This is a genomic window from Arthrobacter sp. YD4 (genome assembly GCF_030410515.1).
In the GTDB taxonomy this organism is placed as follows: domain Bacteria; phylum Actinomycetota; class Actinomycetes; order Actinomycetales; family Micrococcaceae; genus Arthrobacter.
Genome location: NZ_JAUHHD010000002.1, coordinates 406,704 through 418,929, shown reverse-complemented (window position 1 = coordinate 418,929; position 12,226 = coordinate 406,704). Strand labels below are relative to the sequence as shown.

General features: G+C 69.0%; 16 protein-coding genes. 6 read left to right on the top strand and 10 right to left on the bottom strand.

What is annotated here, in order from left to right:
• Positions 1–7: 7 nt before the first annotated feature.
• On the bottom strand, positions 8–439 hold the full coding sequence (locus QWJ39_RS06380) for a phage holin family protein (protein WP_290256895.1): 432 nt from the start codon (positions 437–439) through the stop codon (positions 8–10).
• A complete protein-coding gene (locus QWJ39_RS06375) occupies positions 436–1,431 on the bottom strand; it encodes a hypothetical protein (protein ID WP_290256894.1) in 996 nt (331 codons plus the stop codon). Before QWJ39_RS06375 ends, QWJ39_RS06380 begins: the two co-directional genes overlap by 4 nt.
• A 195-nt stretch (positions 1,432–1,626) precedes the next feature.
• On the opposite strand from QWJ39_RS06375, the gene QWJ39_RS06370 reads away from it, so the two are divergent.
• Positions 1,627–2,571 (top strand): fused MFS/spermidine synthase, encoded by a 945-nt coding sequence (locus QWJ39_RS06370; RefSeq protein WP_290256892.1) that lies wholly within the window; start codon positions 1,627–1,629, stop codon positions 2,569–2,571.
• Here QWJ39_RS06370 and QWJ39_RS06365 read toward each other — a convergent pair.
• The gene (locus tag QWJ39_RS06365) at positions 2,568–3,476 is read right to left on the bottom strand and encodes a LysR family transcriptional regulator (RefSeq protein ID WP_290256891.1); all 909 of its coding nucleotides are present in this window, start codon (positions 3,474–3,476) and stop codon (positions 2,568–2,570) included. The two genes, QWJ39_RS06370 and QWJ39_RS06365, sit on opposite strands and share 4 nt — an antisense overlap.
• A 163-nt stretch (positions 3,477–3,639) precedes the next feature.
• Here QWJ39_RS06365 and QWJ39_RS06360 point away from each other — a divergent pair, with 163 nt between their 5' ends.
• From QWJ39_RS06360 to QWJ39_RS06350, 3 genes are all read left to right on the top strand, one after another.
• A complete protein-coding gene (locus QWJ39_RS06360) occupies positions 3,640–5,016 on the top strand; it encodes an MFS transporter (protein WP_290256890.1) in 1,377 nt (458 codons plus the stop codon).
• A gap of 55 nt (positions 5,017–5,071) precedes the next feature.
• Entirely contained in the window at positions 5,072–5,821 is a 750-nt protein-coding gene (locus QWJ39_RS06355) for a 3-hydroxybutyrate dehydrogenase (protein ID WP_290256889.1), read from the top strand.
• A 170-nt stretch (positions 5,822–5,991) separates the two neighbouring features.
• Positions 5,992–6,624 (top strand): flavin reductase family protein, encoded by a 633-nt coding sequence (locus QWJ39_RS06350; RefSeq protein ID WP_290256888.1) that lies wholly within the window; start codon positions 5,992–5,994, stop codon positions 6,622–6,624.
• Positions 6,625–6,655: 31 nt separating this feature from the next.
• Here the strand turns inward: QWJ39_RS06350 and QWJ39_RS06345 are convergent, their stop codons facing one another.
• Entirely contained in the window at positions 6,656–6,958 is a 303-nt protein-coding gene (locus QWJ39_RS06345; protein ID WP_290256887.1) for a DUF4193 domain-containing protein, read from the bottom strand.
• Positions 6,959–7,198: 240 nt separating this feature from the next.
• Between QWJ39_RS06345 and QWJ39_RS06340 the strand changes: the two genes are divergently transcribed.
• Both QWJ39_RS06340 and QWJ39_RS06335 read left to right on the top strand, forming a co-directional pair.
• Complete coding sequence (locus QWJ39_RS06340) at positions 7,199–8,605, top strand: MBL fold metallo-hydrolase (RefSeq protein WP_290256886.1); 1,407 nt, start codon at positions 7,199–7,201, stop codon at positions 8,603–8,605.
• A gap of 149 nt (positions 8,606–8,754) precedes the next feature.
• Positions 8,755–8,961, top strand: a complete 207-nt coding sequence (locus QWJ39_RS06335; protein WP_290256885.1) for a DUF4177 domain-containing protein — start codon at positions 8,755–8,757, stop codon at positions 8,959–8,961.
• 40 nt (positions 8,962–9,001) lie between these two features.
• On the opposite strand, the gene QWJ39_RS06330 is transcribed toward QWJ39_RS06335, so the two are convergent.
• The 6 genes from QWJ39_RS06330 to QWJ39_RS06305 all read right to left on the bottom strand — a co-directional run bounded on the left by QWJ39_RS06330 (position 9,002) and on the right by QWJ39_RS06305 (position 12,115).
• Positions 9,002–9,385: an STAS/SEC14 domain-containing protein gene (locus QWJ39_RS06330; RefSeq protein WP_290256884.1), complete on the bottom strand. Its 384-nt coding sequence runs from the start codon at positions 9,383–9,385 to the stop codon at positions 9,002–9,004.
• 139 nt (positions 9,386–9,524) lie between these two features.
• Complete coding sequence (locus QWJ39_RS06325; RefSeq protein ID WP_290256883.1) at positions 9,525–10,286, bottom strand: sulfite exporter TauE/SafE family protein; 762 nt, start codon at positions 10,284–10,286, stop codon at positions 9,525–9,527.
• Entirely contained in the window at positions 10,283–10,891 is a 609-nt protein-coding gene (locus tag QWJ39_RS06320) for a rhodanese-like domain-containing protein (protein ID WP_290256882.1), read from the bottom strand. The genes QWJ39_RS06325 and QWJ39_RS06320 overlap by 4 nt, the downstream gene beginning before the upstream one ends.
• Before the next feature lie 179 nt (positions 10,892–11,070).
• Entirely contained in the window at positions 11,071–11,373 is a 303-nt protein-coding gene (locus QWJ39_RS06315) for a rhodanese-like domain-containing protein (protein WP_290256881.1), read from the bottom strand.
• An 83-nt stretch (positions 11,374–11,456) separates the two neighbouring features.
• A complete protein-coding gene (locus tag QWJ39_RS06310) occupies positions 11,457–11,801 on the bottom strand; it encodes a metal-sensitive transcriptional regulator (protein ID WP_290256880.1) in 345 nt (114 codons plus the stop codon).
• Positions 11,802–11,803: 2 nt separating this feature from the next.
• Positions 11,804–12,115 (bottom strand): rhodanese-like domain-containing protein, encoded by a 312-nt coding sequence (locus QWJ39_RS06305; protein ID WP_290256879.1) that lies wholly within the window; start codon positions 12,113–12,115, stop codon positions 11,804–11,806.
• Positions 12,116–12,226 lie beyond the last annotated feature (111 nt).

The following is a 12,226-nucleotide window of genomic DNA, read 5'->3' as shown; positions in this document are numbered from 1 at the left end:
CCTCGCTTTAGTGGCTGGGCTTGAGAGTGGGGGGAATTTCCTGGATGGTCTCGGCGGTCTGGGGGAGACCCTTGATCGCCTTGAGCTCCTTGCGGCCAATGGAGGCCAGGACCGCGCCGATGATGCCCCAGATGACGGCGACAATCACGCCGGCCCATCCGAGCCCCATCAGGGTCCCGAGTCCCCACCAGAGGGCCAGGGAGAGGAACAGCAGGACGAAGTGTCCCGCCACGCCGGCTCCGGCCAGCATTCCGCTGCCCTTCCCGGCCCGGCTAGTGGTCTGCTTCAGTTCGGCCTTTGCGAGCTCCAGTTCCTGGCGCATCAGGGTGGAAAGATCGCGGGTGACGTCGCCGAGCAGGTCACCCAGCGAGGTGGTCTCCGCTTTCACGTGCGCGTCCGCGGCCTGGGCGTGTGCGCCCAGCGGCATCTCGGTGCTCATCGGCGTCCGCCGTCGAACGGGTCCTTACGGTCCGGGTCGACGCCGGGATCGACGCGGTACGGATCCGCCTCCAGCGGGTCCTCAGCCCAAGTCCCGGCGTGGGCGCCGGAGCCCTCCAACGGGTTGGGCGGGTAGGTGTCCGCGGTGGCGGCGGTGGTGGCTTCCGGGTACTGCACCGGCGGCGGCGGAACCGCGACGCCGGCATCGGGCACCCGGGTGACGGGCTGCGGTGCGCGGGAGGCGGCGCCGGCGGAGCCGTTGGCGGACTGATCCGGGGCGCCAGCGCTGAGGTTGCGGCTCAGGCGTCCGGCCAGGATGCCGGCGCCGGCGGCTGCCAGCAGGAAGGCGCCGGGATGCTGGCGTGCAAAGGACTTGACCTCGGTCAGGAGCGAGCCCGGATCCCGGTTCTCGAGCCAGGTGGCGACGGAGGCGGAGCGCTCGGCGGCCTGGCGGACCAGGTCGGTGGCTACGCCGGGCTGATCAGAGGCGCGGGCCATGGTGTGGAGTTCGCTGGAGATCGAGTGCAGGCCCTGGGCTGCCTTCTGCTGCTGGTTGCCGGCCTGCTCGGTGAGGTCCGTTCGGGCCTGGTCCAGCAGGTTGCGGGCGTTGCTCTTGACCTCGGAGGCGACGTTGGCTGCCTCGGTCTTGGCGGTCTCGGCGACGTTCTGGGCCGAGTCAACGGCCTGGTCTTTGACCTCAGCGGCCTCATCCTTGGCCGCGTCGGTCTTGGACGACGTTCTGGTTCCGCCGGTGCTGTACGAGTCGGTGCTGTAGGAGTCAGTGTCGAAGGAGCCGGTGCCGGAGGGCGCCTGTCCGCCGGAGTAACCGCCGGTGGTGCCGGCGGCCGGGTACTCGGTGGCGGGGTATCCCGTGCCTGCATGCTCCGTGCCGGAGTTTGCTGCCGATGGGAACGTGGTGCGGGGGCGCAGTTCGTCCTGCGCGTCAGCGGGCGTTCCGAAGGTGTCGTCCTGGGGCCATTGGTTCTCTGTCATCGTCGCTCTCTTTCCTTGAAGATCCACTCTTAGATCTGAGGCCCGACCCGCCGTGACGCAGGACCGGAACCCGAATAGTAAGCATGATTACTAACAAATAGTAAGCAAACTTTGCTTTCGATCACAAGGGCCGCCCGGAACCTGGTCTGGAACGGGCCGATAGGGTTGGGGCATGGGTGAGAGGGGTGACGGCTGATGGCCAAGAAGGGCAGGGCCGCCCGGCGCGGAGCCGCCGCGGCCGACGAAACGCAGGGGCGGCAGGCCGGTTCCGGCGCGGCCGACGCAGCCAGGGGGCCGGGTAAAACCGGGCCCGTGGCGGGGGTCTACGCCATCGATACCGGCGACTGCGAACTCGTCCCGGACCAGGACAGCTCCACCGGCTGGCTGCTGCGCATCAACGGCGTGATGAGCTCCCATATCGACCTGGCAGACCCGTTGTTCCTGGACTTCGAATACATGCGCTGGATCGCCGCGCTGGTCGAGTCCCGCTGGCCGACGGCGGCCTCGCCCCGGCTGCGCGCCCTTCACCTGGGCGGCGGGGCGTGCTCTTTGGCCCGCTACGTCCATGCCGCCTACCCGGAGGCCCGGCAGGTGGTGGTGGAGCTGGACGGCAAACTGGCCGAGTACGTCCGCGGCTGGTTCGACCTGCCCAAGGCCCCACTGCTGCGGCTCCGGGTGGGGGAGGCCCGCGAAGTCACCGAAGCGCTGACACCCGAAACCCGGGATCTGATCATCCGGGACGTCTTCGCCGGCTCACAGACCCCGCGGCCACTGACCACCGCCGAGTTCGTCGGCCATGCCAAGCGCCTCCTGGGCCCGGGCGGCGTCTACGTCGTCAACTCGGGGGACGCCCCGGCGTTGACCAACGCCCGCGAGGACGCGTCCGCCATCGCCGCGGCCTTCCGCCACACCGTCATCATCGCCGACCCCGCCATGCTCAAGGGCCGGCGTTACGGCAACATGATCATCGCCGGGAGCGACGAGCCGCTCGGCGGGGATCCGGGCCTGGCCCGGCGCCTGCTGGGCGGCGGCGTCCCGGCGCATCTCTGGGACGACGCCCGGGTCCGCTCCTTTGCCGCCGGCGCGGCCATCCGGCACGACCCCGCCCCCGCCTCCCTGGCCGGCCCGGCGGAACCTTAGGTCCGGGACGTGCCGCGGCCCATCAGCGCGTCGTGGTGCTCGTCCGTCCCCTCGCGGAGGGCCTGGACGACGGCGGCCACCGCGGGCCGGCGGAGCGAATCGGGCCGCAGCACCATCCAGTAGGGCAGCATCTCGGCGACCTGGTCCGGCACCAGCCGCACCAGGTCCGGGTGCAGGTCCGCGGCGAAGCAGGGCAGGAACCCCACCCCGGCGCCGGCCCGGGTGGCCTCGATGTGCACGAAAACGTTGGTCGAGCTGAGCCCGTCGCGCATGGTCGGCACCAGCCTGCGCGGGGCATCGAGGTCATCCACCTGCAGCATCGAGTCGACAAAGTAGACCAGCGGGTGGCTCTCCAGTTCGGCGAGCGAAGCGGGCGTTCCGTGCTCGGCCACGTAATCGCGGGAGGCGTACATCCCCAGCATGTACTCGCCCAGCCGCGAGGCCTCGGCGCGGTGCACCTGCGGTTCGCCCACCACCACCTCGATGTCCAGGCCGGAGCGCTGCTGCAGTGCCCGCCGGGTCACGGTGATGATTTCCACGCTCAGCCCGGGGTGCTGGCGGCGCAGCTTCGCCACCGCCGGGGCGGCGATGTAGGCGCTGAAGGCATCCGTCGCGGTCATCCGGACGACGCCGGTCACCGGGTCCGGCGTCTTCCCCGGTTCCTCGAGGGAGCGCACGGCGCCCTCCACCTCCTCGGCGACGGCCACGGCGGCGGCTCCCAGGTCCGTCAGCTCCCAGCCGCCCGCGGCGCGGGAGAGGACCCGCCCGCCCAGCGCCTTCTCCAGGGCGGCGATCCGGCGCGAGACCGTGGTGTGGTTCAGGCCCAGGGACTGCGCCGCCGTCGTAAATTTCGCCGAGCGGGACACGGCAAGCAGCACCAGAAGGTCGTCCGGATTGAGATTCATATCTGCAATTCTGCACACACATCGTGCCGCTTTGGCCATTGAGCGGCGGCGAATCTGCGGCGATACTCGATGAAGCCCATTTTCAGTGCCGTGCATCACAGCTGATTGCACCGCGACGGTAAGCACCACACACTGTGTCGCCGTGGACACCTAGGAGTTACTTATGAGCGTAGAACAGCGCTCCGCAACACCGCCTGCCGCCCGCAAGGGCGAGGGCCTCAAGAAAATCGTCGCCGCCTCCATGGTGGGAACGGTCGTCGAGTGGTACGAATTCTTCCTCTACGCCACCGCAGCCACCCTGGTCTTTGGCAAGTACTTCTTCCCGTCCACGGGCAACGACCTGGACGGCATCATCCAGGCCTTCCTGACCTACGCCGTCGGCTTCGTCGCCCGGCCGCTGGGCGGCATCGTCTTCGGCCAGATCGGCGACAAGCTGGGCCGCAAGCCCACCCTGCAGCTCACTATCGTCATCATCGGCGTGTCCACCTTCCTGATGGGCTGCCTCCCGGGCTTCGTCGACATCGGGTACCTCGCCCCGGCCTTGCTGGTCATCCTGCGCTTCATCCAGGGCTTCGCCCTGGGCGGTGAGTGGGGCGGCGCCGTCCTCCTGGTTGCCGAGCACAGCCCCAACGAGGGCCGCGGATTCTGGGCCAGCTGGCCGCAGGCCGCCGTGCCGGTGGGCAACCTGCTGGCCACCCTGGTGCTGTTCATCATGTCCAACACCCTGAGCGCCGCCGACTTCCTCGGCTGGGGCTGGCGCGTGGCGTTCTGGCTCTCCGCCGTGATCGTCTTCGTCGGCTACTACATCCGCACGAACGTCTCCGAGGCACCGATCTTCCTGGAGGCCAAGGCGCAGCTGGAAGCCGAGCAGGCCGCCAGCTACGGCGTCCGCGAAGTCATCCGCAAGTACCCGAAGGGCATCCTGCAGTCCATGGGCCTGCGCTTCGCCGAGAACATCATGTACTACCTGGTGGTCAGCTTCTCGATCGTCTACCTGAAGACCGTGGACAAGTACGACACCTCGTCCCTGCTGCTGGCCCTGCTGATCGCGCACCTGGTGCACTTCCTGATCATCCCCCAGATCGGCCGCCTGGTGGACAGCTGGGGCCGCAAGCCCGTGTACCTCGTCGGTGCCATCTCCGGCGCCACCTGGCCGTTCTTCGCCTTCCCGATGTTCGACACCAAGAACGCCGTCGTCATCGTCCTGGCCGTGACCATCGGCCTCTGCCTGCACGGCTTCATGTACGCCGGCCAGCCGGCCCTGATGGCCGAACTCTTCCCCACCCGGATGCGCTACGCCGGCGTCTCCCTCGGCTCCCAGGTCACCTCGATCTTCGCCGGTTCGCTGGCACCGCTGCTGGCCACCGCCTGGCTGAAGGACACCAACTCCTGGCTGCCCACCGCCATCTACCTCGTGGCGGCATGCGTCATCACCGCGGCCACCGTGCTGACACTGAAGGAAACCAAGGGCATCGCACTGGAGGACGTGGACCGGGCCGACGCCGAGCGTGAAGGCCTGGCAGTAGCCTCCGTCCGCTGACCCGGACAGCAGCACCCGCAGCACTCGTCAAATTCTGAACTGGAAGGCTGGGTATATGGAAAACTCACTCAACGGCCGCAAGGCCTTGGTCACCGGCGGAGCGAGCGGCATCGGCGCGGCAACGGTCCGCGCCCTGGCCGCCCGCGGCGCGAAGGTGGTGGTGGCCGACGTCAATGAGGCCGCCGCGACCGCCCTCGCGGACGAGGTGGGCGGCTCCGCCTGGGCCGTCGACCTGTTCGACACGGACGCCCTGCAGTCGCTCAGCCTGGACTGCGACATCCTCGTCAACAACGCCGGGATCCAGCGGATCAGCCCCATCGAGGACTTTGATCCGGTCGATTTCCGCCGGATCCTGACCCTGATGCTGGAGGCCCCGTTCCTGCTGATCCGCGCCGCGCTGCCGCACATGTATGCGAACAACTTCGGCCGGATCATCAACCTCTCCTCGGTCCACGGGCTGCGGGCCTCGCCGTTCAAGAGCGCCTACGTCTCGGCCAAGCACGGCCTGGAGGGCCTGAGCAAGGTCACGGCGCTGGAGGGCGGCGCGCACGGCGTCACCTCCAACTGCGTCAACCCGGGCTACGTCCGGACCCCGCTGGTGGAGTCGCAGGTGGCGGACCAGGCCAAGGTCCACGGCATCCCCGAGTCCGAGGTGCTGGCCAAGATCATGCTGACCGAGGCGTCCGTGAAGCGGCTCGTGGAACCGGAGGAGGTCGCCTCGTTGGTGGCCTGGCTGTCCTCCGACGACGCCGGCATGGTCACCGGCGCGAGCTACACCATGGACGGCGGCTGGTCCGCCCGCTAGGGGCGGCCGGCTGACGGTTCCGAAAGAGGGAAGATCGGTGGGAATCCGTCCGGGCGCGATGCCCGGGCGGATTTCTGCCGTTAAGCGGGAGTGGGGGCGCCGGCGGGCCGGCACCCCGCCCCGGTGCCCCGCGTCCCGGGTCCCGGCGCGGGCCTCGCTAGGCTGGGCCCATGCGAAAGGATTTCAGCCCCTCGGACCTGTCCTCCGCCGAGTTCTACCGGCTGCTCACGGCCCTGGTGGTGCCGCGGCCCATCGCGTGGGTCTCCAGCACGTCCGCGGAGGGTGTGGACAACCTCGCGCCGCATTCGTTCTATACGGTGGCGTCGGTGACGCCGCCCATCCTCCAGTTCACCTCGGTGGGCCGGAAGGACACGTTGCGGAACATCACGGAGCGCGGGGAGTTCGTGGTGAACTTCGCACCCGCCTCGCTCATGGCCGAGGTCAACGCCACCGGCACGAATTTTCCGGCCGACGTGAGCGAGTTCGACGCCGCCGGCCTCACCCGGGAGCCGGGCAGGACGGTCTCTGTTCCGCGGGTGGCCGAGTCGCCCGCGGCTTTCGAGTGCCGGCTGCATGCGACGCAGCCGATGGGGGATTGTGTCCTGATTTTCGGGGAGGTCACCCATGCCGTGGTGGCCGGGGACGTCCTGGCCGGTGACCATCCGCTGATCGACCGGCTGGGCCCCCTGTCCCGGCTGGGCCGGGACGAATGGGGCCTGCCGGCACCTGTTGAGGAACTCAAGCGGATCCGCCGGTCCGAGTGGCCGGGCTCTTTCCGCCGTCGCGACGAACGCGGCGCCTAGCCGGTTCTTCTGTGGTGGCGGTGAGCCGCCGTCAGCCTTCGCAATCGGTGCAGTAGGCGTGACCGTCCTTTTCGCGGGCGATCTGGGACCGGTGCCGGACCAGGAAGCAGGAGTAGCAGGTGAACTCGTCGGAGGCCTGCGGGATCACCTGGACGATCAGTTCCTCGCCCGAAAGGTCGGCGCCGGGGAGTTCGACGCCGTCGACCGTGTCGGCCTCGTCGAGTTCCAGCACGACGCTGCGGGCGTCGGGGGAGTTGGCGGACTTCAGGGCTTCGAGGGAAGCGTTGCGGGATTCGGCGACGTCGGGGCGTACTTCGTCGTAGTCGGTTGCCACGTGGGGTGTGCTCTTTTCTTTGCTGTCTGGTTGCTGGTTCAGGTACAACGCGCTCGACCCCCATTTTGTGCCCGCCCACCGAAATCTCTTTCCCTGCCATCTCTTGGAGGCCGTCCGGGCTCGTAATTTCGGGCGCCCCGCCCCGGGTTGGCGAGGCTTGCAACATACCCCGGGGGGTATTATTGTTGTGTGTAGACCAACGGAGGATCCTCCTCCTGGACGCCAACGAAAGAGAGCCCCATGCTTATCGAGCGCATCTATGACGAAGACCTCGCCCAGGCCAGCTACTTCATTGGCTGCCAGGCAAAGGGTGAGGCCCTGGTGGTTGACCCCCGCCGTGACAATGCCGTCTACCTGGACCTCGCTGCCGCGAACGGGATGAAGATCGTGGCCGTGACCGAGACCCACATCCACGCCGACTTCCTCTCCGGCACCCGTGAGCTGGCCGCCGCCACCGGCGCCACCGCGTACGTCTCCGGCGAGGGCGGGGCTGACTGGCAGTACGGCTTCGACGCCGAGCGCCTCAACGACAACGACGAGATCACCCTCGGCAACATCACTGTCAAGGCCCTCCACACCCCGGGCCACACCCCGGAGCACCTCTCCTTCCTGATCACCGACGGCGCGTTCGCGGACCGGCCCGGTTACCTGCTCTCCGGTGACTTCGTGTTCTCCGGCGACCTGGGCCGCCCGGACCTGCTGGACGAGGCAGCCGGCGGCGTCGACACCCGCTTCGAGGGTGCCAAGCAGCTCTTCGCCAGCCTGCGGGACAAGTTCCTGACCCTGCCGGACCACGTCCAGGTCCACCCCGGCCATGGCGCCGGCAGCGCCTGCGGCAAGGCCCTTGGCGCCATCCCGTCCTCCACTGTGGGCTACGAGCGCCTCTACGCCTGGTGGGGTCCGTACCTGGCGGCCAACGACGAGGAGGGCTTCATCAACGAACTCCTCGACGGCCAGCCGGACGCGCACGCCTACTTCGCCCGCATGAAGCGCGAAAACCGTGAAGGCCCCGCCGTCATGGGGGAGCGTGCACCCCTGGCCAAGCTGGATACGGCCGACGTCGCCAAGGATCTCGCCGCGGACAAGGTCATCTTCGTTGACACCCGCGCCAACGCCCAGGTCCACGAGGGCACCGTCACCGGTTCGGTCAACGTCCCGGCCGGCAAGTCCACCGCCAGCTTCGGTGCCTGGGTGGTCGACCCCGAAAAGGACAAGGCCCCGCTGGTCCTGCTCGCCCCGGACCAGGCCGCCGCGATGGAGATGTGGGACCACCTGGTCCGCGTCGGCATCGACAAGGTCGCCGGCTACGTCACCGGGCTCGAAGGCCTGCCGATCAGCGTCCCGCGGCTGATCCAGCCCGAGGAACTCGAGGGCTTCGAGGCCTCCATGGTGCTGGACGTCCGCAACAAGACCGAGCACGCGGCCGGCCACATCCCCGGCTCCTACCAGCTCAGCGGCGGCCGCGTCATGTGGCACCTGGACGAGCTCCCGGCAGAGGGCACCATCGTCTCCTACTGCCAGAGCGGCGTCCGGAACTCCGTAGCGGCCAGCGCCCTGCGCCGCGCCGGCTACGACGTCGTCGAACTCGACGGCAGCTACGCCGCCTGGGCGGCACGGCAGCAGAAGTCCGCCATCAACGCCGGCTGATCACTGCGTAAATAGGGCGGCGGCCCGGGGAAAACCGGGCCGCCGCCCTTTTTGCGTGCCCGAAAACAACCCACCGTGGTCTTCCCGGGAGGCGCCGGGGCGGGCTTGTAGGCTTGCTGTCACTTGTCCCGTTACGGAAGGCGCCCGTCATGCACTATGTCGTTTTGCAGGTCATCCTCAAGGAAAAACTATGGGGAACCGGCTCGGGAAACCTGACGTCTCTCGAGAAGACCATCAATGACCAGGCGGCCAAGGGCTACCGGCTGCACACCATCACGACTGCGAGCAGCGGCAGCAAGGGACTCGCCGGCGGGGACCGGATTCAAGCGACGCTGGTGTTCGAGAGCCTGGGATAGCTTTCCGGCGGCCGGCTGAGTGGTCGGTAGAGGGGCCGGTTCAGTGGGCGGTGCCGGCTGGCTGGGCGGCGAGGCTGTCCAGCCAGGCCAGGGCTTCCGGCTCGGAGGTGAAGTAGGCGTGCGGGCAGTGGTCGTGACGGCTGAGGGCCGCCCCCATGATGGTGTCCACCACGCTGGAGCCGATCATCGCCACGGCGGAGGCGGCCTGGGCGTGGGCAAAGGCGGCCCGGGCCGGGTTGCTCAGGGTCACTCCGGCAATCTCCAGCAGCAGCGGCCGCGGGGTTGGGCTGAGGCTCCGCATCGCCTCGATGGAGGCACGGGCGTCGTCGGCGTCCACCTCGGACTCAGGGGCCCAGGCCAGGTGGAAGTATTGCCCGCGAAGGCCCAGCCGGCCCTTCCCGTCCGCGATCAGAATCTCGTTCATTTACGCCTCCTGCGCCCAACCTACCCCGGGCGGGTCACGATCAGCGGCGGGGGCACGAGAAAGCGCCGGACAACGGATTGCTGTCCGGCGCTTTCTCGGTGCTCCGATTCCGGTGATGCGGGGGATGCCCGTGTCGCCGCTAGGTGAGCAGGGCTTGGGCGGTGACGTAGGCGGCGACGGCCAGGACCAGGATGCCGAAGCTGCGCTTGAGGATCCGGTCCGGGATGTTCGTGCCGAGCCGTCCGGCCAGCAGGGACGCGGCCATGGCGGCCATGGCGAAGGCGGCCGTGACGGCCCAGTCGATGTGCAGGTCGCCCAGGTGGGCGGCGAAGCCGGCAACCGAGTTGATCACGATGATCACCAGCGACGTCCCCACGGTGGCCGCCATCGGCAGGCCGAGGACCAGCGTCAGGGCCGGGACGATCAGGAAGCCGCCACCCACGCCCAGCAGGCCGGTCAGGAATCCCACGACGGCGCCGGTGGCGATCGCCTTGGGCAGGCAGCTGCGCCAGTGCACCCCGCCGCCGGGAAGGGCGCAGGACCCGCCGGCAGCCTTGGTCGGCATCATCATGCGGACGCCCGCGATCACCATGATGGCGGCGAACGCCAGGAGCAGGACCTTCTGGTCCAGCAGCCGGTTGACGTAGGTGCCAAGGTAGGCGGTGGCGGTGCCGGCGGCGCCGATGATCACGGCCAGGCGCCAGTTCACGTTGCGGAGCCGGGGCACCACCGCGACGGCCGAGGAGGCGCCGACGACGACCAGCGAGGTCGGGATCGCCGCGGAAAGCGGGAGCCCGACGCCGTAGACCAGGGCGGGAACGGCGAGGATGGAGCCTCCGCCGCCGACCAGGCCGAGGAGGCCGCCGACGATCAGGCCGAAGGCCGCCGCGGTGATGATCATGACTTGGCGCCCAGGTTCTGCAGAGCCTGGTGGGCAGTGGGCTCGTTGGCGGAGCGGTTCCACGGCATCTTGGAGAGCATCTGGCCCATGGCACAGTTGTTGGTCGCCGCGGAGAAGGTCAGGCCCGCGCCGATCCCGCCGGCCAGCAGGCCGAGCTTGGGGGAGAGGAGCTTGCTGCCGACGACGCCGGCGAGCACCAGTGAACCGGCCGTCATCCGGACCTGGCGTTCCAGGGCCCAGGTGTTCTTGCCCTTGACGACGTTGCCGCCGGCGGCGGCGTAGGCGGGGACGCCGCCGGAGAGGACGCTGGCGCTGCCGAGGCCGACCGCGTCGAGGTGCTTGCGGGCCTGTTCCGCGCGGTTGCCGGACTGGCAGACCAGTACCACGCGGGTGCCCATCTTGGCGGCGAACTCCTCGGCATGCTCGCTCAGCAGGGGCAGTGGCACGTGGTACGAGCCCTTGATGTGCATCGAGTCGAATTCGGCACCGCCGCGGACGTCGATCACCATCAGGTCATCGTGATTGTCTTCCCAGGCCTTCAGCGTTGCCGCGTCGATGGACTTGGGGGCAGTGGCGGCGGGGGTGGGGACGTTCGTGGGAGTCATAATCTCTTTCGGTCTAGCAAAGGGTGGAGCGGGGTGGTGCCGACGGCGCCCTGCGGAGGCGGGGACGACGTCGTCCGCCTGCCGGCTCCCGTGCCCGGCATGCCGGGTACGGGTGGCGTGGCAGGTGGAAGCCCGGGCGGCGCGGTTGGGGTCGGCGCCGCCCGGGCGGTCTGTGGGGGTTAAGCGGCCGGCAGGCCGTTGGCGGACCAGTCGAGCATGCCTCCGGTCATCGTGTAGGCGGTGAAACCCGCGGCGGCGAGCTGGTCGGCGGCGGCGGCGCTGCGTCGGCCGCTGCGGCAGACGGCCACCACGGGGCGGGACTTGTCCAGCTCGGCAAGCCGGGACCGCAGTTCGCCCAAGGGGATGTGCCGGGCGCCGGCGATCATGCCCGCGGCGACCTCGTCGGTTTCGCGGACGTCGACGATCTGGGCGTCAGTGCCGTTGTTGATCTGGGCATTCAGTTCGTTGGTGGTGATGTCCATGGTGTGGCCTTTCGGGGGTGCCAGGGGATTCGGGGTCAGGGGAAATTGGGGATGCGCGGGGGTGCAAAAGCCCGTGCCGCGGCTCAGGTAAGGCGAAGGAAAAGTGCCTGGAGTTCCTCGAGCGTCGGCGGCGCCGCGGCGGGGCCGGTGGCGCCCGTGCCGACGTCGGCGGCCATCGCGGCTGGCGGCGTCGTTCCGGTGTTCACGGCCGGGGCGAGGCAGTCGCGCATGGCGCTGGAGATGAGTTCGAAGCCGGCCTTGTCCAGGGCACCGCGGACTGCCGCCAGCTGCGTGACGGCGGCCCGGCAGTCCGTGCCGGATTCGATCGCGTCGATCAATGCGGTCAGCTGTCCGCGCGCCCGCTTGAGCCGGTTAACGGTCCGGTGCTGGGATGCTCCGGGCGACGGCGCGGCCACGGTGGCGGACATGCCTAGCGTCCGGCCTGGTAGGTCACGGGGTGGCCGTTGCGGTACCACTCGGTGATGCCGCCCATGACGTTGACCGCGTCATACCCGGCCTCCGTGAGCGCCGCCGTCGCCCGCGAGCTCCGTCCACCGGACGCGCACATGATGTACACGGTCCGGCCGGCGGGGATGTCGCCCATGGACTGCTGAAAGCGGGAGAGCGGGACGTTCCTGGTGCCGGGCACGGAGGCCTCGGCGTACTCTTCCTTCTCGCGGACATCGATGATCGGGACGCCGGAACCCAAGGCAGCCAGGTCGTCCACGGAAATGCTCTTCATGTCCACAGTCCTTTCATGGGGGGCGGAGGCCGCCGCGGTGGCCTTCATCTCCTTCCATGATGATACCCCCAGGGGTATTTGGCAAGTCACCGTTGATGCTTGCCAAAATAC